17 protein-coding genes and 1 tRNA gene are annotated in these 20,495 nt (G+C 70.1%); 11 read left to right on the forward strand and 7 right to left on the reverse strand.

Annotation, left to right across the window (positions count from 1 at the left end; genetic code table 11):
* Positions 1 to 13: 13 nt before the first annotated feature.
* A complete protein-coding gene (locus ACBI99_RS42935; protein WP_219508372.1) occupies positions 14 to 1,654 on the reverse strand; it encodes a SulP family inorganic anion transporter in 1,641 nt (546 codons plus the stop codon).
* Positions 1,651 to 2,310, reverse strand: a complete 660-nt coding sequence (locus ACBI99_RS42940; protein ID WP_375075089.1) for a GAP family protein — start codon at positions 2,308 to 2,310, stop codon at positions 1,651 to 1,653. The genes ACBI99_RS42935 and ACBI99_RS42940 overlap by 4 nt, the downstream gene beginning before the upstream one ends.
* Before the next feature lie 105 nt (positions 2,311 to 2,415).
* On the opposite strand from ACBI99_RS42940, the gene ACBI99_RS42945 reads away from it, so the two are divergent.
* The 8 genes from ACBI99_RS42945 to ACBI99_RS42980 all read left to right on the forward strand — a co-directional run bounded on the left by ACBI99_RS42945 (position 2,416) and on the right by ACBI99_RS42980 (position 11,934).
* On the forward strand, positions 2,416 to 4,197 hold the full coding sequence (locus tag ACBI99_RS42945) for a SulP family inorganic anion transporter (RefSeq protein ID WP_375075090.1): 1,782 nt from the start codon (positions 2,416 to 2,418) through the stop codon (positions 4,195 to 4,197).
* 39 nt (positions 4,198 to 4,236) lie between these two features.
* Positions 4,237 to 4,554, forward strand: a complete 318-nt coding sequence (locus ACBI99_RS42950) for a hypothetical protein (protein ID WP_219508369.1) — start codon at positions 4,237 to 4,239, stop codon at positions 4,552 to 4,554.
* A 362-nt stretch (positions 4,555 to 4,916) separates the two neighbouring features.
* Positions 4,917 to 5,933: a helix-turn-helix domain-containing protein gene (locus ACBI99_RS42955; RefSeq protein ID WP_375075091.1), complete on the forward strand. Its 1,017-nt coding sequence runs from the start codon at positions 4,917 to 4,919 to the stop codon at positions 5,931 to 5,933.
* 48 nt (positions 5,934 to 5,981) lie between these two features.
* Positions 5,982 to 7,529, forward strand: a complete 1,548-nt coding sequence (locus tag ACBI99_RS42960) for an MFS transporter (RefSeq protein ID WP_375075092.1) — start codon at positions 5,982 to 5,984, stop codon at positions 7,527 to 7,529.
* Positions 7,526 to 7,732: a hypothetical protein gene (locus ACBI99_RS42965; protein ID WP_219508366.1), complete on the forward strand. Its 207-nt coding sequence runs from the start codon at positions 7,526 to 7,528 to the stop codon at positions 7,730 to 7,732. The genes ACBI99_RS42960 and ACBI99_RS42965 overlap by 4 nt, the downstream gene beginning before the upstream one ends.
* 13 nt (positions 7,733 to 7,745) lie before the next feature.
* Entirely contained in the window at positions 7,746 to 8,606 is an 861-nt protein-coding gene (locus ACBI99_RS42970) for a polysaccharide deacetylase family protein (protein ID WP_375075093.1), read from the forward strand.
* A gap of 212 nt (positions 8,607 to 8,818) precedes the next feature.
* Positions 8,819 to 9,502, forward strand: a complete 684-nt coding sequence (locus tag ACBI99_RS42975) for a hypothetical protein (protein WP_219508364.1) — start codon at positions 8,819 to 8,821, stop codon at positions 9,500 to 9,502.
* A 1,679-nt stretch (positions 9,503 to 11,181) separates the two neighbouring features.
* On the forward strand, positions 11,182 to 11,934 hold the full coding sequence (locus tag ACBI99_RS42980; protein ID WP_375075094.1) for a hypothetical protein: 753 nt from the start codon (positions 11,182 to 11,184) through the stop codon (positions 11,932 to 11,934).
* 1,287 nt (positions 11,935 to 13,221) lie between these two features.
* Here the strand turns inward: ACBI99_RS42980 and ACBI99_RS42985 are convergent.
* Positions 13,222 to 13,293: transfer RNA gene (locus ACBI99_RS42985), tRNA-Arg, on the reverse strand.
* Positions 13,294 to 13,408: 115 nt separating this feature from the next.
* Here ACBI99_RS42985 and ACBI99_RS42990 point away from each other — a divergent pair.
* Positions 13,409 to 13,789, forward strand: a complete 381-nt coding sequence (locus tag ACBI99_RS42990) for a response regulator transcription factor (protein ID WP_219508363.1) — start codon at positions 13,409 to 13,411, stop codon at positions 13,787 to 13,789.
* On the opposite strand, the gene ACBI99_RS42995 is transcribed toward ACBI99_RS42990, so the two are convergent.
* On the reverse strand, positions 13,786 to 16,536 hold the full coding sequence (locus tag ACBI99_RS42995) for an AAA family ATPase (protein WP_375075095.1): 2,751 nt from the start codon (positions 16,534 to 16,536) through the stop codon (positions 13,786 to 13,788). The genes ACBI99_RS42990 and ACBI99_RS42995 overlap by 4 nt on opposite strands.
* 91 nt (positions 16,537 to 16,627) lie before the next feature.
* On the opposite strand from ACBI99_RS42995, the gene ACBI99_RS43000 reads away from it, so the two are divergent.
* The gene (locus ACBI99_RS43000) at positions 16,628 to 17,245 is read left to right on the forward strand and encodes a LysE family translocator (RefSeq protein ID WP_219508361.1); all 618 of its coding nucleotides are present in this window, start codon (positions 16,628 to 16,630) and stop codon (positions 17,243 to 17,245) included.
* Between the two features lie 4 nt (positions 17,246 to 17,249).
* Positions 17,250 to 17,795 carry a TetR/AcrR family transcriptional regulator gene (locus ACBI99_RS43005; RefSeq protein ID WP_219508360.1) on the forward strand — a complete coding sequence of 182 codons (546 nt, stop codon included), beginning with the start codon at positions 17,250 to 17,252 and terminating at the stop codon, positions 17,793 to 17,795.
* Here ACBI99_RS43005 and ACBI99_RS43010 read toward each other — a convergent pair.
* The 3 genes from ACBI99_RS43010 to ACBI99_RS43020 are packed head-to-tail and all read right to left on the reverse strand — an operon-like array spanning position 17,785 to position 20,453.
* Positions 17,785 to 18,984: a hypothetical protein gene (locus tag ACBI99_RS43010; protein ID WP_357583919.1), complete on the reverse strand. Its 1,200-nt coding sequence runs from the start codon at positions 18,982 to 18,984 to the stop codon at positions 17,785 to 17,787. The genes ACBI99_RS43005 and ACBI99_RS43010 overlap by 11 nt on opposite strands.
* 9 nt (positions 18,985 to 18,993) lie before the next feature.
* Complete coding sequence (locus ACBI99_RS43015) at positions 18,994 to 19,377, reverse strand: RidA family protein (RefSeq protein ID WP_219508358.1); 384 nt, start codon at positions 19,375 to 19,377, stop codon at positions 18,994 to 18,996.
* Entirely contained in the window at positions 19,374 to 20,453 is a 1,080-nt protein-coding gene (locus ACBI99_RS43020) for an alanine racemase (protein ID WP_219508357.1), read from the reverse strand. Before ACBI99_RS43020 ends, ACBI99_RS43015 begins: the two co-directional genes overlap by 4 nt.
* Positions 20,454 to 20,495: the final 42 nt, after the last annotated feature.

Consider the following 20,495-nt stretch of genomic DNA (forward strand, 5'->3'; position numbering starts at 1 on the left):
CTCTCCGGCGACCTCATGGGGCTGAGCTCTCCCGGAAGGCGTCGGCCGCGGCCTCGTTGGAGTCGTAGTAGGTCAGCTCGGTCAGGCCGTAGTGGGTGAGCAGGCGGCGCAGCCCGGCGGTGGCGCGGGAGACGGCGAAGGTGACGCCGCGCTCGCCCAGCAGGGCGACGGTGTCCCGCAGGGCCTGCGCGCCGGTGGTGTCGACGTCGGGGATGGCCTCGGCGTCCAGCACGATCCACCGGGCGCCCCGCTCGGCGAGGCGTTCGACGTCGGCCTTGAAGGTGGCGGCGTTGGCGAAGAAGAGCTGGCTCTCGAACCGGTAGACGGTCAGCGGCCCGGCCTCGCCGTCCCCGTCCCGGTGATCCTCCTCGCGCACGTACCGGCCCTGCTCGCCGGGACGCAGGACGGCCGTGCTGGGGCGGGCGGCCCGCCGTACGACGTCCACGGCCGACAGCAGGAAGGCGATGACGACGGCGGTGAGCGAGCCGAGCACCGGGACGCCGAGCAGGCAGACGACGGCGATCCAGAACTCCGAGCGGCGCAGCCGCCACAGCTCGGCCAGCTTGCGCACGTCGATGAGCCGGACGACGGCGACGGCCACGATGCCCGCCAGGGCGGTGTTGGGCAGGTACGCGAGCACCCCGGAGAAGAACGCGACCAGGACGGCCACCACGAGCGCGCACACCACGCTGGGCACCTGGGAACGGGAGCCGGTGGCGTCCATGGCGGCGGTGCGCGAGGCGCTGGAGCCGACCGTCATCGACTGGGTGAGCCCGGCGGCGACGTTGGCCAGGCCGAACGCGCGCAGCTCCTGGTTGGCGTCGAGCCGGTAGCCGCGCTGTTCGGCGTAGCGGCGGGCGGTGAGCAGGCCGTCGGCCAGGGTGACGGCGGCGATCGCGATGGCGCCGGGGACGAGCCCCGCCCACTGCCCGAGCGTGATCGACGGCCAGTGCGGCAGCGGCAGCCCGGACGGCACGTCGCCGAGCACCGACACGCCGCGCTTGTCCAGCCCGGCCCAGGCCACCACCGCCGTCGCTGCCACCAGCGCGACCAGCGGCCCGGGCAGCGCCGGCGCGAACCTGCGCAGCACGACGATCACCGCCACCGTCGCCAGGCCGATGACCACGCTCCACTTCTCGGCCTGCGGAATCCTCGTGATGATCTCCCACAGCTCCGGGAAGAACCGGTCGGCCGTGGTGTGGACGCCGAGGATCTTCTCGACCTGGCTGGTGAGGATCTCCACGGCCAGCCCGGCGATGAACCCGACCAGCACCGGCTCGGACAGGAAGTCGGCCAGGAACCCGAGCCTGAACACGAAGAACAGCAGGAACACCCCGGCGCACACGAGCGCCTGGGCGTAGGCCAGCTCGACGTACTGCGCGCTGCCCGGCCGGACCGCCATCGCCGCCAGCAGCGACGCGATGAGCGCCGCGATCGGCGCGTCCGGGCTGGCCACGAGCTGCCGCGAGGAGCAGAACAGCGCGAACACCAGCATCGGCACGATCGCCGCGTACAGGCCGACGACCGGCGGCAGTCCCGCGATCTGCGCGTAGCCGATGTTGAGCGGGATGGCCAGCGCCGCCAGCGTGACCCCGGCGGTGATCTCCTTCGGCCAGTCCAGCGGCCGGCTGATGCCCGCGGCGAACCACGTCACGGCAGCAGCCCGCCCAGGCCCTTGCCGATCAGCACCACGCCGATGACCAGCAGCAGCACGAACATCACCGTCGCGTTGTCCCGCTCCAGCCAGCTCTTGAGCCGGTCCAGCGGCGCCCGCATCCGCTCGGCCGCGACCGCGTACACGACGACCGGGACCGCCACGCTGCACGCGGCCAGCAGCGTGAACACGACGAGCAGCGCCATCTCATGGACCGCACCCTGCGCGATGGTGACGCCGGCGGCCACGCACATCATCAGGTTCTTCGGGTTGACCGCCGCCAGCGCGGCGGCCAGCCCGGCCGCCTTCACCGGCGTGAGCCTGTCGACGGCCTTCATCCAGCCCGGCAGGCCGGGCCGCCCGCGCGAGCGCCACTGCTTGCCGGCCAGTCCCAGCATGAGCACGCCGAGCACCAGCTTGATCCACGAGACCGCCGCCGACGGCTCCCCCGAGCCTGCCGACAGCCCCACCGTGCGCGCCAGCACGACGAACACCCCCGTCGCCACCGCGATCCCGCCCACCCAGCCCGCCAGGAACCCCGCGCTCGTGCCGCCCGCGCGCGGCGCCAGCAGCATCAGGATCACCGCCATGATCGGCACCGGGCTGATCGCCACGGCCAGCGCGAGTGGCAGCAACTCCCCCAGCACCCCACCCATGCGGCCTGGCGTACCCCTTTTGAGCAGGAACGATGCTCTCCCAGGCTTTCCCTTGCCCTGCCGTTGGCAAGGAACCAGGGGAGCCCGACCAGGGGGAGGAACCGGGTGAACCTGTCCGTCATGCCCGGCTGGGCCGCCCTGCGCGGCTACCGGCGGGCCTGGCTGCGCCCGGACCTGCTCGCTGCCCTGTCGCTGTGGGCGGTGCTCGTGCCCCAGGCGTTCGCCTACGCCCAGCTCGCCGGCCTGCCCGCCGCCGCCGGCCTCTACACCGCGCTCGGCGCGATGATCGGCTACGCGCTCTTCGGCGGCGCCCGCTTCCTGAACGTCGGCCCCGAGTCGTCCGTCGCCATCGTCGTCGCCGGCGCGCTCGCCACCGTGCCCGGCGGCGACCCCGCCCTCGTGTCCGCCCAGCTCGCCCTGCTGATCGCCGCCTTCCTCACGATCGGGTACGCGATCCGCGCCGGCGTGCTGATGCGCCTGCTGTCCACGCCCGTCCTGACCGGCTACCTCGCCGGCTCCGGCGTCGTCATCATCGTCAGCCAGCTCCGCAAGGTCACCGGCATCGAACCCCGGGGCCACCACCTGACCAAGATCGGCGCCGTCCTGCGCAACCTCGGCGACCTGAACCCGTGGGCGCTCGGCTGCGCCCTCCTCACCGCCGCCGCCGTCCTGCTCATCGGCCGCTACGCCCGGCGCCTGCCCGGACCGCTCATCGCCCTCGTCGCCGCCACCGCCGTCGTCGCCCTCGCCGGCCTCGACGACCGGCTCGCCGTCCTCGGCCCCGCCACCGGCGGCCTGCCCGTGCCGCGCCTGCCCTGGACCGGCCTCGCCGACACCATGCGCCTGATCGGGCCCGCGCTCAGCCTCGCCCTGCTCGTGTACGCGAGCAGCGTCCTGACCGCCCGCTCCCTGGCCGCCAAGGAAGGCGAGGACGCCGATCCGCAGCAGGAGTTCCTCGGCCTGGCCGCCGCCAACGCCGGATCGGCCCTGCTCGGCGGCTTCCCCGCCAACGGCAGCGACTCCCGCAGCGCCCTGCTGTCCGGCTCCGGCGCCCGCACCCGCCTCGCCGGCCTCGGCGCCGCCCTCGCCGTCATCATCACCCTGCTGGCCCTCATGCCGCTCATCCGCACCCTCCCCCAGGCCGCGCTCGGCGCCGTCATCATCCTCACCGCCGCCCGGCTCATCGACCTGCCCGCCTTCCGCAGGCTCTGGCGCCTCCGCCGCACCGACTTCGTCCTCGCCGCCGTCACCGCCGCCGGCGTCCTCGTCTTCGGCGTGCTCGAAGGCATCGTCGTCGGCGTCGCCGTCTCCCTCCTGGAAGTGCTGCGCCGCGCCGTCATGCCCTACACCGCCGTGCTCGGCCGCACCGGTGACGAGCGCGCCTACCGCGACGTCGTCAACTACCGCGACGCCGAGACGCTGCCCGGCCTCGTCGTCTACCGCTTCGACGCGCCGCTGTTCTTCGCCAACGCCGACGTCCTCCGCGCCGACCTGCGCCGCCTCATCGCCGACGCCGAACCCCCGCTCCGCGAGATCGTCATCGACGCCGAAGCCGTCTACGACCTGGACACCACCGGCGTCGAAGCCCTGCACCGCGTCGCCGACGACTGCGACCGCGCCGGGGTGCGGCTGTCCTTCGCCCGCACCCGCGTGCCCGTCCGGAACCTCATGCGCGAAACGGGGCTGGACGAGCGCGTCCGCTTCTTCCACCGGGTGGCCGACGCCGTCGCCGCCTACCGCGCCGAACACCCCGGACACCGCCCCGCCGTACGCTCCACCCGGCCACACCGGGGCGGCCTCGGGCGAAGCCGGATCTGGCGGAGCCCGGTTCGATGGTTGCGCGCCTGGCTCCGGCGCCGTTTGATCAGCACCTCCCGGGACGGCTAGCCTGATCGCCGTTCTGCCTGACGAGTCTTGGGGGCACCGGTGAGCGCGGAAGAGGACTTCAAGCAGGTCGGCGCCGAACTGGCCGACCTGGGCGTGCTGGTCTCCAGCATGATGGGCAGACCGGCGCTCAAGGACCAGGCCGGGAAGGTGTTCGCCAGCCTGCAACGAGACGGCGCCATGGTCTTCCGCCTGGTCCGCGACACCCCCGAGCACGCGGCCGCCCTGCAACTGGACGGCGCTTCCCTCTTCGACCCGACCGGGCAGGGCAAGGTGGTCAAGGACTGGGTCGTCGTCCCCCACGCCTTCGCTGACCAGTGGACCGACCTCGCCGAAGCCGCCCACAACCGCCCCCGCTGACCCCGCCCGGCCCCTGGCCACCCCTCCCACCGAACCTGGCCGGCACAGGCCGTAGAACATGGAGATCGCGTCGTAGCTCGGCCACCAGGCGTCCAGCTACGGGCGGCGTCGACACCACCTTATGTGGGCGCCGTCGAGCCCTCTGACGCTCCCCGGGGCAGTCACGCCGAAGGTCTCAGCGTCGTGCCGCCTCGCCGCCGTCCGGATCGGGCCGGCACCGCGAACGTCCCATTTCCAGCGCAACGACCCGGCCTGGTGCGTCTGACCGGGATCCACTGTGATGACCGTCATTGCCCTGCGCGAAGCTTGATCGCTAGCGTCACGGTCCGGAGGGCCGGTCACATTGATCACCGGGGGTAGGCATGACGGGGATGGAGCACACCTGCCCGCCGCACATCACGAGACTGGTCCTGCTGGCAGGTGAGGCGGCCGGGCTCGATCGGCGCCGGCTGTCGCGGGTTCCCGGGCTGGACGTGGTCGGCGACGACGGCATCCGGCTGCCGTCCGCCTCGCTGGTGCGCATCTGGCAGGAGTGGGAGACGGCGCTGCGCGAGCGAGGCGGCGGCACGCTGCCGTGGAAGCTGTGGCGGCCCGGCCTGCTCGGGGTGTGGGACTACCTTTTCGCCGCCGCCGACACGCTCGTCGACGCGTTCGGCGAGGGCGACCGGCACGCGGCGGCGATCACCGATCCGGCGGAGTCCTTCGCCGTCACCGTCGAGGCCGATGGCCGGCTGACGGTCGGGTTCCGTGGCGTGTTCGCCGGCCATCCGGTGTTCCCGATCATTTCCGAGTTCGCGGCCGGGCTGATCCTGACCTCGGCGCGGTCGGGCGCCGGACGGCCGCTGACCCCGGTGCGGGTGACGCTGCCCTGCGCGCCGCCCCGCCGCCACGCGTACCTGATCGAGGCGTACGGCACCGACCGGCTGGAGTTCGGCGCCGAGCTGCCTTCGGTCACCTTCTCGGCCGCCGATGCGCGGGCGCGGCTGCCGCGGGCGGATCCGGCGCTGGCCAGGATCTTGCGCGAGCACGCGCGCACCACGCTGGCCGGCGCCCGGCCGGTGCTGGGCTGGCTGGACCGCTTCCGGGTCGAGGTCGAGCTGAGCCTGCCCGACGGGGACCTGGCCGCCGTCGCGCGCCGGCTGCGCCTGGCGCCGCGCACCTTGCAGCGCCGCCTGCGCGAGGAGGGGACGAGCTGGCGCGAGGAGGTCGAACGGGTCAGGCGGGCACGGGTGGAGCATCTGCTGCTGAACACCCCCATGACGGTGGCCTCGATCGCCGCCCGCACCGGCTATGCCGACCAGCGCGCGCTGCGCCGGGCGATCCATCGCTGGTACGGCTCCGGGCCCGCGGCGCTGCGGCGGGTCCGGTCCCCTACCTGACGCGCCCGGCCCTCCTGGTGGGCCCGGCCTGATCCGTACGGTCCCGGCATGAACGTTCGCACTGAACACAAGGCCGGGCCCCGGCAGTGGCTCGGGCTGGCGGTCTTGTTGCTGCCGACCATGATGCTCACCGCCGATCTGGGCGTTCTGTGGCTGGCCACCCCGTTCGTGACCGCTGACCTGCGGCCGTCGAGTGCCGAATTTCTGTGGATCATCGACATCTACGGCTTCATGACCGCCGGGTTCCTGGTGGTGATGGGCACGCTGGGCGATCGGATCGGCCGCCGCCGGCTGTTGCTCGCCGGGGCCGCGACGTACCTGGTGGTGGAGCTCGTCATGGTGGCGTCCGCGGACGCCGCCAGCCCGGGGCTGCTGATCGGGGCGCGGGCGGTGCTGGGTGTGGCCGGGGCCGCGATCCTGCCCTCGACGCTGTCGCTGATCAGCACCATGTTCACCGATCCCCGCCAGCGGACGCGGGCGATCTCGCTGTGGGCGACGGCGCTGGCGCTGGGGGTCGGGCTGGGCCCGGTGTTCGGCGGGCTGCTGCTGGCGAACCTGTGGTGGGGGCTGGTGTTCCTGATCGGCGCCCCGGTCATGCTGCTGGTGCTGGCGGCCGGGCCGGTGCTGCTGCCGGAGTACCGCGACCGGGCGGCCGGGCGGCTGGACCTGACCAGCGTGGCGATGTTCCTGCTGGGCATCCTGCCGATCGTCTACGCGGTCAAGCGCATCGCCGAACACGGCTGGCGGCCCGCGGTGGTGCTGGCCGGGCTGGCCGGGGTGGTGTTCTTCGTCCTGTTCGTCCGGCGGCAGAACCGGCTCCGCTCGCCGCTGCTGGACCTGCGGCTGTTCGCCGACCGGTCCTTCACCGGAGCGCTGACCATGCTGTTCCTGGCCATGATGGCGCTCAACAGCGTGGAGTACCTGATCCCGCAGTTCCTGCAGTTGTTCGGCGGGCTCGACCCGGTGGCGGCCGGATTGTGGTTGCTGCCGTCGGCCGCGGCCTTCCTGCTCGGCTCGCAGCTCACGCCGCTGCTGGTACGGCGGCTGCGGCCGGCGTATGTCATCACGCTCGGCGCTCTGGTGTCGCTGGCCGGGTATCTGCTGGCCGTGGGGGCGGCCAGCCCGCTGGCCGCCGCTGTCGCGGCCACGGTGATCATGCTCGGGGTCGGGCCGATCAGCGTGCTGGGCACCGAGCTGGCGGTCCGCGCGGCCCCGCCGCAGAAGGCCGGCTCCGCCGCCGCGGCCGGGCAGACCGCCTACGACCTGGGCCTGGCCATGGGCATCGCGATCACCGGCAGCTTCGCGGTGGCCGTCTACCGCGACGAGATCGCGACGACCCTCCCGCCGGGCGTGCCTGACGCCGCGCGCGACTCGCTGGGCAGCGCCATCGGCGTCGCCGAGGCCCTCCCCTCTCCCCTGGCGGGCCGGCTGGTGGCCGCGGCCAAGGACGCCTTCCTGTGCGGCTTCTCTGCGGCCGCCGCCGTAAGTGCCGGCCTCGCCGTACTGGTCATCGCCGTCGTACTGATCACCCTCCGGCACGTACGCGCGGCGAGCGCCCCTGACGAGGCGACGGAACCCGAGATGGCCGCCCCGTGATCAGCCACCAGATCCTGCTGCTCGCCGGCGAGGTCGTCGACTCCCGCGCGGCGGCCGTTCCCGTCGGCGTCACGGTCATGCACGGCGCGGTCCTGCGCGACCACGCCGTCGTCGACGGACTCGGCCGGGCGCCTGCCGCCCTCATCGGAACGCTTCACGGCGCCGGAACCGGAAAGATGCTCGTCCGCCTCGCCTCGGCCTGAACAAGGGAGAACCATGGAGAACGAACTCTACGACTACGACCCGATCGTCGACCGGCAGCCCCTCCACTGGCCCGGCGACGCCAGGGTGGCCTTCTACGTCGGGCTGAACGTCGAGCACTTCCTGTTCGGCCGGCCGTCGACGAGCCTGAACGAGGCCACCTCGGCCCTGGTGCCCGACCCGCTCAACCACGGCTGGCGCGACTACGGAGCCCGGGTCGGCTTCTGGCGGGTGATGGAGAGCCTGGACCGCCACGGCATCCGGGCCAGCGTGCTGCTCAACTCGTCCGTCTGCGACCACTATCCGCAGATCGTCCAGGCCGGCCTGGCCCGTGACTGGGCGTGGGTGGCCCACGGCCGTACCAACTCCGTCCTTCCGGCGGGCATGTCCGAGGACGAGGAACGCGCCGAGCTGACCTCCATCGTCGCCACGATCGAGCAGGCCACCGGCCGCCGGCCGCGCGGCTGGATGGGCCCCGCGCTCAACGAGACCCTGCGCACCCCGGCCCTGCTGGCCGAGCTCGGCCTGAGCTACGTGCTCGACTGGACCTGCGACGACCAGCCGTTCCGGCTGAACGTGCCCGGCATGCTGAGCGTGCCGTACACGGTGGAGCTCAACGACCTCGGCCTGTTCACGATGCACGGCATGACGGGGCCCGACTTCCTGCAGCTGGTGAAGGACCAGTTCGACCAGCTCTACGCCGACTCGGCCACGAGCGGGCGGGTCATGGCGCTGGCCCTGCACCCGTTCGTGATCGGCCAGGCTTTCCGCACCAAGTATCTCGACCAGGCGCTCGCCTACATCGCCGGGCACCCAGGCGTGTGGCTGACCACCAGCGACGACATCGCCGACCACTACGCGAGCACGACGTCATGAACAGCATGAACGCCCCGGCAGCGCGAGCCGGGGCCAAGCAGTAGTGGGACCTGGCCGTCCCCATGTCTGCCGTGCGACCAGGGTCTTTGATCCATGGAAAGTCTGGGTCCGCCATCAGCGTCGGGTAGGACGCCTCAGACATCGGCATCTCGCTGGACGTGACCCGACCGCTCGATCACGCTGTACACGTGGGGGAACTCTGTGATTTATGGATGCGCTGGCGGGACGGCCAGCAACTCACTGGCGCCACCCTCTGGGGGCAGCCCCTCTTCTACTGGGCCCGCTGGGGGAAGGCGCTCCAGTTTGTCGCCGCGCTTACAGTCGTCCTCGACCTGATCGGCCCCGACGCGCTCCGCGCGTTCGGCAAGCAACTGGCCAGAATTCCATGGCGAGCACGGTTCACCCGAGGCGCCGAGCGGGCGGCAGCCATACTCTCTGTCCTTTCCGCGATCACCTGGATAATCATCGCCGTCATCGGCCTGTTCGATGACACGTTCGGTCCTGCGCGAGAGGCTGCCAAGGCCTACAACGAGGCCGTCGGCGCTCTCGACGGCAGATGGAAGATCGCGATCGGCGTCCTCCTCGCGATCTTCTTCATCGCAGTATTCGCGGCGCCCTTCTGGTATATCAGCTCCTCCGACGCAACAGGAAAATCCAAATCTGAGCTGAAATCCGAAGGCTACTTGGTAATGCTTATAGCGCCCGTGCTCGTGATGGCGCTGATAGCCGTTGGAATCTTCATGCTGCCGTGGGTGATTTTCATCTATGGCTTGTGTCTGCCGGCAAGCCGAGGCCTGGCCTTCCTGCTGGACCGCGCCCGGCCGGCTCACCCTGCCCGATGGCTCGCGTTCGGGTTATTCCTCGTCGGCTTCCACTTCGATTTCCTCGCCTCCTGAGCCGTCCGCACGAAGGGAGTGGCCTTCGTGCATCCAGCGCCCGCCCGCCAAGCCGCCGCCAGGCTCGGCCGCTCCCCGATCACGATCCGCCAGCGAGCCCGTCCCAACAAGGCACCCGTCTTCGGCCGGACTGGCAGCGATGTCGTCTCCAACACGACGACATCGCCACGATCGAAGGTCGCATCTGGCTTTATCGGCACAGAACACGCTCACCTCACCACCGCAGGCGCCCACCTCCTAGGCACCGCGTACGTCCAGTCGTGCGTGACCGTCGCCGACATCCGGAGCGGTCCACCTGATCCTCACAACTGGCGCGGCCGCGCACTGGGCGACATGTTCCGTTGGCAGCCGGAGCTAGACCCAGCAATTGCGATGACTCCCGCGATGTTCAGAAGGAGCAGAACCAGGGGAGCCATCAGTGCGCGTACGGCTTCACAAGCTCGACCGGACTCCATCCCGAGTCCCGCACGTCCTGGCTCCGTTTTGCGGGCCGCTCAGAAGGCGGGGAGTACACCTTCGTTGTCGACGGACCCAGCGCACCGCGCGAACACGGCGACGACGTGGCAAGGATAACGCCAACAGCGGCGGCCCAGAGGGCCGAGTGGGCGGGCACAGCGTTGAGGGGCTCGCAGCGGCTCTGCCGCCGATGCGTGTCCGGACATGACGAGGTGTGGATCGAACACATGGATCGCGCACGAGAGCATCGCCAGCGGTTCCCGACTCGCGAATGGCTCGCGAGATCCGCCGCATCGTACGGGCGGAAGTGCGGTGAGAGGCACGGCCGAACGATCGACTAATCAGCAAAAAGCCAGGTCAGACAATATCTGACCTGGCTGTCGAGCGGTGCCCCTGCAGGATTCGAACTTGCGCACCCGGCTCGGGATAGGGGTTGCAGGTAAGCGTTTCATTCTACGCTTGAGCCGGGGAAACATGCAGGGCACTATCGCTAGCAGCGATGCTGGCCCATAAGCAGCCCACAGCCACGGCTCACATCAGCGACCCCTTGGGAGCCCGTAGTCAGCGATCGAGGGGGCCAGCTAGGCAGCGTCCCGCTGTACGGGAGCCCAGCTCTCGGGCCGATCACATGAACAAGGCTGTCATGAGTCCGCATGTGCGCCAGCTAACTTCGAAGGAAGCCGCGGACGGCAATACCAAGGGTCATCGTTGCCACGAACGCGGCGCCGGCTGTCCCTATGGCCGTGGACAAGTCGACCCCGAGAGCCCGAAACACCAGGCAGGCCAGTGTCGCTGCGATCAAGCCGCTTAGCACGATGATTGCCAGCCATAGGCCGCGCGTCTCCGAATCCGAAGTACCTCTTCTGTTTCGTTCTCTTGGCATGACCCCTCTAGTCAGCTTGGTCACCTAACGTGATCTACTGGTGATGATCCGTCGCGTAGATGGTTCAGGAAGTAGTACAGCGGAGCGGTGCTATCGACGACGTTCTCGCTCACGCTTAGAGGTTGCCAACAACAAAACTGCAGGTCAAACGCATCAAGATACGTTTGTGCAGGATAAACATGTCATCTGTAGCGGCTGGTTTCGACAGTTGTGGCGACTATTTCTGGCGGTAGCGATGGAGCTGTGGTGTCCTTGCGAAGGAAAGGAAGGTATAACAGAGGACCCCCGGTACCCCGTGGACCCCCGCATCCCCAGTTTCTCCGTCACAAAGGTGAACTTCATGTCAGTGGTTGAGCGCCGAGAGCTCGCGTTGCAGCTTCTGAACGCCGCAGCCGCGAAGGCGAAGAGGACGGGGAATGTTTCGTTCCCACCGGGCTTCATCTCGGGGATGGACGGCAGACGCGCCCCTCTTGCCCAGCTCATCCAGGGAGGCAGGGGAGGTGAGGTGAGACTCAAGCTCTACCTCTGCATCACCATGATGGCGACCAGCGCGCCCTACGATCTTCGAGCAACGCCCACCCCGAACTTGTGGGCAAGGCTGCTTGCCCTGCCTTCGGATACTGGTCCTCGGCGAGTAAGCAACAACCTCAAATGGCTGCATGACAATCACTACATTTCGCTTCGTCCGCGACCAGGTTTACCGGCAATGATTACTCTGTTGAGTGCTCACGGAGATGGTGGGGATTATGTTCGCGCTTCTGAGATGAGACGCTATGTCGGTGTGCCCGTTGAACTTTGGACCAAGGGCTGGCTGCTTGATTTGACGCCTACAGGACTGGCTCTTCTATTCATTCTGCTGGAGCTGCAAGGAGGATATAAAGAGCCGCGCTATGTGCCTAGATATAGGCGGGAGTCTTATGGGTTGTCTTCGGACACGTGGACCCGCGCCCGGAAAGAGCTTGAGCAATACGGGCTCTTAACAGTTCGGCGGATCCCTCAGGGCGGCGATTTCGACTACAGGAGACTCCGCAACACTTACTGGATTGATGTTGACCGCTTGAAGCTTTCGCCCGACCTGAGGACAGCACAGTAGCGGATGGCGTTACCATTAGGCGCAATAGCGTGACCGCAATACCGATATAGGGACGTCCAACTATATGACCGCCCCGGTATCGGCACCCTGAGCCCACTAGCTGACAATGTGCGCAATCAAGTCGCTAGCATGAGCAGGACCCACGTAATCTCACACGTGATGCTTGGGCGGATGACCTCATCAAGGAGCTGCTCGTGGATCAGGAAAGAATCAGAATCTGGTCTACATCGAGGACGACAGCCGACGTCGAGCCGATTGTGCTGCACACCGTAATAATCCGCCCCTCAGCTCGTATAGGCCAGCGCCTCGCGGACGGTGTCGCGGCCCACCTCGTACATCTGCGCCAGTTAAGCCTCCGAGGGCAACTACGCCTCAGGCCGGTAGTGGCCGGCGGTGATGTCGTCGCGGATCGCGTTGGCAACCTGGCGATACACCGGCACCCCGGAGCAGTAGTCGATCACAACACACAAGTGTCAGGCGGCTATGTTGCCATGAGCCTTGTAGCTATTAGGCCCTAGCGTTAACGTGGGAAAACATCAGTCAGAGGAAATTTTTGGCTGAAGTCCCTGTCCAAGGCGGCGCGTTCAGACGCTTCTACGTGTGGCGCGACCAGTTCGGCATCTGGCGGGGGCGACCGCTGCCCAAGCTGGCCGCCGACGAGATCGCCTTCGACGTCAGGCCGCATCTCGAAGCCGACACCCTCCTAGAACTCGCCTTCGCCTGTGCATGGCAGCGGCGATGCCGCCGCAACGTCTTCCGCTGTCACCATGAGTACGCCGTAGAAGCGCCAAGTGGCTCGTCGCCTTGGCGGTTCTTCTTCTCTGCAATGGCGTCGAATAGGCGCTTCCACTTTGTCATACCGTGCATTTCCGGAGATTAACTATGCCAAGAGAGCGATCGGGTTAGGGATCTGGGAACCGGTGATGCCTTCTGCGAGAGCTCGGTGGATCTTTCAACCGACCCTGCGCTAAAGGGTGGAGGCAGCGCTTGGGGAGACTGCGGCATGGCATGCATGATCCCTCATCCGGACCGTGGGGTGCAGCAGCTTGGCTGCTGCCCGCCAGTCGAGGAGAAGGCAAGCTCGGCAACCGTGGTGACGGGAGCTATACAAGCCAGCGTAGGTTCACCTCACTGTCGAATGGCCGGTACGGACGTCTCCACTGGCCCACAGCTGGCCCACAACCCGCGAGCTACAACGCGAACGGGCGGGCCCCCTGAGACTGGAGACCCGCCCGTTCGTACATTGTTCGCCCTGGTCAGCGGCCGAAGCCGCTGGTCAAGATCGAGTGCCCCCTGCAGGATTCGAACCTGCGCACCCGGCTCCGGAGGCCGGTGCTCTATCCCCTGAGCTAAGGGGGCTCGACGAGTGATAAGGCTACCAGCATCCCGCGACCACTCGGCACCAGATAACCGTCCGTGCACACATCCCGCGAAAACCGCACGTGAGCGCCCTGCTACGGGTAGCTTTGCCGCCGTGGGCGAGGTTCTTGGCAAAGTACTGGTCGTGGACGATGACGAGGTCATCCGTCAGCTGATCGCGGTCAATCTCAACCTTGAGGGGTTCGAGGTGACGACGGCGACCGACGGGCAAGACTGCCTGGATCAGGTGCTGGACGTGATGCCGGACGTGATCACGCTGGACGTGATGATGCCGTGCCTCGACGGCTGGACGACGGCTCAGCGGTTGCGTGCCGAGGAGGCGACGAGCCACATCAAGGTGGTGCTGATCACGGCCAGGGCGCAGGATGACGACAAGCGGCGCGGCCGGGGCCTGGGTGTCGACGCCTATCTGACGAAGCCGTTCGATCCGGCGGAGCTGATCCAGGTGGTCAGGGAGCTGGCGGCGAAGCCCTAGCCGAGGAGGCCGTGGCGGCGGGCGGTGGCGGCGGCCTGGGTGCGGGTGGAGGCGCCGAGCTTGGCCAGGATGTTCGAGACGTGCACGCTGACCGTCTTCTGCGCGATGAACAGCCGCTCGGCGATCTCCCGGTTGGTCAGTCCTTCGGCGACGAGCCGGAGCACTTCCTGTTCGCGGGCGGTCAGGGCGCCGTCCACGTGTCCGCCGGACTGGCCGGCGCCGAAGCGGGCTCGTTTGCCGAACTCGGCCAGGGCCGACTCCAGGGGGGCCGCCTTGAGCTTCAGGGCCGTCTCTCGCGCCCGTTCCCACTCGGCCTGGGCCTCGTCGCGTTCGCCGGCGGCCAGCAGGGCTTCGGCGAGCCGCCAGCGGGCCCGCGCCTCCTCGTAGACGAACCCGTACGAGAAGGCTTCGACGACCTGGCGCCACAGGGAGACGTCGAGGCGGCCGTGGACGCGGTGCCATTCGGCCTCGACGCGCAGCGCCCACGCGTTTCCTTCGGGGCCCATGGGGCCGCGTTCGCCCACCGGGCCGGAGTCGACGGCGAAGCGGGCGCGGTCGGCGAGTTCGTCGGCGCCTTCGGTGGTGCCGAGCGAGGCCATCGCCCACAGGCCGATGGCGGCGATGCGGACGGTGCCGGATTCGCCGGGCAGGAGGGAGTCGAGGGCGGCGGCGACGTGGTCGAGGGCGGCGGCGGGGTCGCCGGTCCACAGGGCGTGTTCGGCGGCGAGCCCGCGTGACATGTAGACGACGAGCGCGTCGTCCCAGAACGGGCGCAGCCAGGCCAGCCGGCTCTCCACGGCGGGCAGGCCGCGGGCGACCTCGATGAACAGGGCGAAGGACGACAGCGTGGCCTCGGGCACGGTGCCGACGCGGGCGCCGAACCCGGAGGCGACGGCTTCGGCCTCGTCCCATTCGCCGGCCACGTAGTGGATGAGGAAGCGCAGGAAGCGCAGGTCGGTGCCGTAGGTGCTCCAGCGCAGGCCGGTCTCGTCGGCGAGCCGGATGCCTTCGTCGGCGACCTCGGCGGCCTGGCGGAGCAGGCCCTGCTCGTAGTGGACGCGGGCGTGGTGGAAGTGGGCGCGCAGGTCCATGGCGAGGTCGCCGGTGCTCTCGGCGGAGGCGAGCTCGATCAGCTCGTGGGCGCGGATGACGTCGTGGCGGACCTCGGTGAACGTGGCGAGCGTGAGCAGGGCGCCGGCCTCGGCGTCCTTGGCCCCGGCGGCGCGGGCGGTCTCCAGCGCGCGGTGGGCCAGCTGCTCGACCTCGGCGTGGCGCGGGGTCCACAGCAGGGCGCGGGCGTACGTGGCGAGGGCCCGGGCCAGGGCGGTCTGGTCGAAGGCGGTGTTGACGGCGTGTTCGGCGGCGGCGATGGCGCCTTCGGTGTCGTCCATCTCGAACAGGTAGTAGGCGAGCCGTTCGCTGACCTCGGAGGTGGGCGGCAGGGCGCGCAGGGCGTGCACGGCGCGGTGGTTGTCGCCGCTGTCGGCGGCCATGACGGCGCTGCGGAAGGCGAGCGCGATGCGGCTCTCGCCGGCGAGTTCGGCGGCGTCACTGACGCGGTCCCACAGGCTGAGCACCTGGTCGTAGTGGCGGTGGGCCTCGGCGGGTGCGCCCAGGCGCTCGGCGAGGCGGCCGGCTTCGGCGGAGGCGGCGACGGCGCCTGCCAGGTTGTGGCTGGCCAGGTGGTGGTGGGCGAGCTCGGCGGGCGAGGTGAGCAGGCGGGCGAAGTCGGCGTGCAGGCGGGTGCGCTCGCCGGGCAGCAGGTCGGTGTAGACGGCTTCCTGGAGGAGGGCGTGGCGGAAGGCGTAGCCGTGGCCGTGGACGCGCAGCAGGCCGCGCGAGACGATCTCCCGTACGGCTTCCTCGAAGTCGGGCAGGGGCAGGCCGGAGACCTCGCGCAGCAGCTCGTCCTCGACGCGGCGGCCGGCCACGGCGGCGGCGCGCAGCACTTGCTGGGAGGCGGGCGAGAGCACTTCGACGCGGGACATGAGCAGGCTGGCCAGGCTGTCGGGCAGGGTTTCGCCCTCGGCGACGGCGCCGGCGAGCTCCTCGGCGTAGAAGGGGTTGCCGTCGGCGCGGGAGACGACCATGCCGAGCTCGTGGGCGTCCAGCGAGCCCAGCGTCATGACATAGTCGGACATGTCGCCGGAGCCGAGCGGGCCCAGCTCCACGTTCGTCACCGTGGGCAGCCGCTTGAGCTCGGCCAGCACCGACCGGAGCGGGTGGCGCCGGTGCAGGTCGTCGGTGCGGTACGTGCCGGCCACGCACACGCGCTCGGTCTGGACCATCCGGCTCAGGAACACCAGCAGGTCGCGCGTGGACCGGTCGGCCCAGTGCAGGTCCTCGATCACGAACAGCACCGGCTGCAGCTCCGACAGCAGCCCGAGCAGCGTGCCGAACAGCCGCTGCTGGGTCAGCGCGGCCGACTGCGTGCCCTCGGTGCCAGGCAGGAGCTGGCTGAGCATGGGGTGGGCGGCGGCGGCCTCGCGCACCTCGGGGTCCGCGCTTCGCAGCGCGTCGGCCAGCGGCAGGTAGGGCAGCGCGTCGCCGAGCTCGGCGCACTGGCCGACGAGGACGTTGAAGCCGCGCTCGCGCGCCTCGGAGACCACCTCTCCGACCAGGCGGGACTTGCCGATCCCGGCGTCGCCTCCGATGAGGGCGACCCCGGCGGTGCCCTCGGCGGCGGCGTCGAGCACCCGGACAAGACGGGCGAGCTCGATCGAGCGGCCGACGAGAGTTCCATTCACGCAGTTACTATGCCACGCACCGCAATGGACCGTATTTCAGGCCGTGCATTGGCCCTTCTGCCCGGACCAAAGCCGCCTTTACCCTCATCAGGTGATCTCCTGGACGACGTTCGTCTTCTTCGTGAGCGCCTCGCTGGCCCTGGTGCTGATCCCGGGACCCAATCACCTCTACATCATGGCCAGAGGGCTCTCCCAGGGCCGTGCGGCGGCACTGGTGAGCGCGGTCGGCGTGGAGGTGGCCACGCTCGTGCACATCGCCGCGGCCGCCGCCGGGCTGTCGTACGTGATCGCGCGCTCGGCGACGCTGTTCGCGATCGTCAAGTGGGCGGGGGTGGCGTACCTGGTCTATCTGGGCATCCGCGCCTTCACCGGCGGCGACGGGGCGGCGGCGCGGACCCCGGAGCGGCAGCCGCTGCGCAAGGTGTTCCTCGAAGGCGTCGTGGTCAACCTGCTGAACCCCAAGGTCACGCTCTACTTCCTGGCCTTCCTGCCCCAGTTCGTCCGGCCGGAGGCGGGCTCGCCGGCGGCGCAGATCGTGGTGCTCGGGCTGACGCTGCTGGCGCTGGGCACGCTGTCGGACATCGTGTACGCGTTCGCGGCCGGCGCGCTCAGCGACCGCCTGACGAGCCGGGCCAGGGCGTTACGCCGTCTCAGCGGCGTCGTCTACCTGGGGCTGGGCGTGGCCACGGCGTTCACCGGGAGAAAATGATCGCATGGCGCCGAGGAAGCAGCAGGAGATCTTCGATGCGACGTTGCGGCTGGTGGCCGAGAAGGGCTACGCGGGGCTGACCGTCGAAGGGGTCGCCGAGCGGTCGGGCGTCAACAAGACGACGATCTACCGCTGGTGGCCGTCGAAGGCCGCGCTGCTCGGCGCCGCGCTGGTGGAGGCCGATCTGCTGGCGTTCGAGGCGCCCGACACGGGCAGCCTGCGCGGCGACCTGGTCGCGCTGGTGGAGGGGCTGCGCCGGCTCCTGACGGAGCCTCCGGCGCGCGACGTCGCCGTGGCCGCGCTGGCCGCCGCCGTCGACCATCCGGAGCTGGACGTACGGCGCTTCTTCGCCGACCGGTTCGCCCGCGAGCGCCAGGTCTTCGAACGCGCGGCGCGGCGCGGCGAGCTGGCGGCCTCGGCCGACCCGATGCTGATCGTGGACCTGCTGGCCGGGGCGGTGTGGGTGCGGGCGGTGTTCCGCGGGCAGCCGCTCGGGCCCGGGTTCGCCGAGCGCACGGTGTCGCTGGTCCTCGACGGGGTCAGCCCTTGACCTCGGCCAGCGCGGCCGGGATGCGCTCCAGCACGGGGTGCGGCACCAGCCCGTAGGCGTAGAAGTCGACGGCCGCCGCGCCCGCCGCCTTGGCCCCCCGCGCCTTGGCCACCAGCCGGTCGGCGGAGTCGCTGTCGGGAAACCCGGGCCGAAGCACGGCCCGCACCTCCCGGTCCTTGCCCACGGAACGCAGGTAGGCGCCCACGTCGTCGGCCACCCGGGCGGCGTCGCGGGCGTAGGCGAGCACGCCGAAGGCCGGCACCAGGTCGCCGAGCGCCACCAGGTCGACCCCGAACTGCCAGGCGTCGTGGGCGGCCAGGCCGGGCGTGGGCAGGCCGTCGGTGTAGCCCTTGACCGCGCCGGTCGAGTCGATGAACACCAGCTTGGAGCCCTCGTCGGCGACGGCGGACGCCACCTCGGAGACGAGCGTGGTGACGGTCTCGGAGCGGGCGCGGGCGTAGGCGACGACCTCGGGGCCGGCGTAGGCGGTGAGCGCGGCCCTGGTCACCTCGCCCTGCGCGGGCGGGTCGCCGTCGAGCACGCTGCCGACGATCCTGGCGCACTCGTCCCGCGCCACCTCGGCGTTCACCCCGAGGTCGGTGGCGCGGCGCATGCAGTAGTCGCAGAAGCACAGGCCGAACAGGTAGGCGTCCATCGGCCCGAGCGGCACGAACGAGCGCTGCGGCTTGTGCGGCCTGAAGTGCAGCGATTCGGCCACCACGCTGTCGACGCCGAGCCGGGCGACGGCCCTGGCCAGGGCGACCGCGTAGTCGCGCACGTCGGGGTGGGCGGGGCACAGGTCGGCCAGCGCGCCCCGGTCGCCGAAGCAGTCGCGCACGCTCACGTCCGGGTGCGCCTCGCCGATGGTGGCGTTGCGCAGGAAGACGGTCCAGCCGTGGAGCTTGAGCCCACGCGCCGTGCAGGCGGCGCGCAGGCCGTCGAGCGCGTCCTGGTGCCCGGCCGTCGGCGTGAGCCGCAGGCCGGAGAACAGGTCGGCCGGCGGGACCAGGTGGGCCCCGTCGTGCCGGATGGTCAGCCGGGACAGCCCGTGCGGGGTGACGTCGCGGGAGGCGTGGTGGACGGCGCCGACGGTGACTCCCGCCACGCCGTAGGCGCTGATCCTGTCGAGCACCCGCTCGACCCCTTCGCCTCGCAGGTCCTCCACGAAGACGTACACCGAACTGTCCACGAGCCGACCTTACGCGCTCTTGTGCGCGACGAAGTCGATCTCCACCAGGATGTTCATCAGCTCGGACCCGACGGTGGTGCGCACCGGGTACGGCTCGGTGAAGTAGGACTTGTAGACCTCGTTGTAGGCGGCGAAGTCGCGGTGCAGGTCCTGGAGGTGGACGGTCGCCTTGATCACGTCGTCGAAGCCGAGGCCGTGGGCCGCCAGGATCGCGCCGAGGTTGCGCATGACCTGATGGGTCTGCGCGGCCACGTCGTCGCCGCCGACGATCTCACCGGTCTGCGGGTCCAGCGGGCCCATGCCGGAGGTGTAGACGAAGTCGCCGACCACGAGACCCTGCGAGTAGGCGCCGACCGGGGCGGCGCCTTCGGTGGTCCTGAGCTCTTTCTTCATGTCAACTCCTGGAAACGGGTGGTGATGGTGCCGACGACCCGGTATTCGCGGTCGACGAGGGGAAGCGCCCGCCACTTGTCGAAGGCGGTGCACGGGTGCGAGATGCCGAAGGCCAGCAGGTCGCCGGGCCTGAGCCCGTCGGCGTGCACCACCGCGTGCTGGTCCTGCATCTTGACGATGGTGACGCCGCCGCGCCTGGGAATGGGCAGGCCCTCGTCGTACGGGGCGTCGCGCTTGCCCATGCCGACGACCGCCAGGCCGGGCTCGGGGGTGGACAGCACGTGCGCCCACACCTCCAGGGCGGGCCACAGCTCGCCGTCGATCCGGTTGAACGGGGTGCGCTCGCGGTAGTAGCCGTCGTCGTGGGTGACGTAGGCGCCGCTGCGCAGCAGGATGCGGGCCTGGGTGGCGGCGAGGTGGCGGCCGATCACGTCGAACCACTGGCTGCCGCCGACGCTGAGGATCGGGGTGCGGATGCGCAGGTGCTCGGCGGCCTCCTGCAACTGGTCCAGATATTTCCGGACCTCTTCCGCCGACTTCAGCGACCCCTCGTACCCGGCGACCCCGGCCAGCTCGACCCCGCCGGTCTGCTGGACGTACGCGGCCAGGGTCAGCAGGTCGTCCAGGCTCCGGCATCCGGCCCGGCCCCCGGCGTGCCCCAGTTCGACCAGCACCCGGAACGGCCGCGCCCCGGCGTGCGCGGCCAGGATGTCGACCCCGGCCGCCGAGTCGGCGAACGACAGGAACTCGAACTCCGGGTCGCGCTCCAGCTCACCGGCCGCCCACCGCAGCCCGGCGGGGTCCACGACCTGGTTGGCCACCATGATCCGGCTCACGCCGAACTCGCGCACGGTCATCGCCTGGCGCGGCGTGGCCACGGTCAGCCCCCACGCCCCGGCGTCGAGCTGCATCGCGGCGATCTCCGGCGACAGGTGCGTCTTGGCGTGCGGCGCCAGCTCCAGTCCGTGGTCGCGGGCGAACGCGGCCATCGTCGCGATGTTGTGCTCCAGCGCGTCGCGATGCACGACCATGAGCGGGAACCCGAGCTCGCCGTCGAGCACGGAGTGTCCAAGCATCTCCCGCACATCTCCCCCTTTTGTCCGCTTCTGACCTTATCC

Origin of the sequence: Nonomuraea sp. ATR24 (genome assembly GCF_041950485.1) — a bacterium.
GTDB classification, from domain to species: domain Bacteria; phylum Actinomycetota; class Actinomycetes; order Streptosporangiales; family Streptosporangiaceae; genus Nonomuraea; species Nonomuraea ceibae.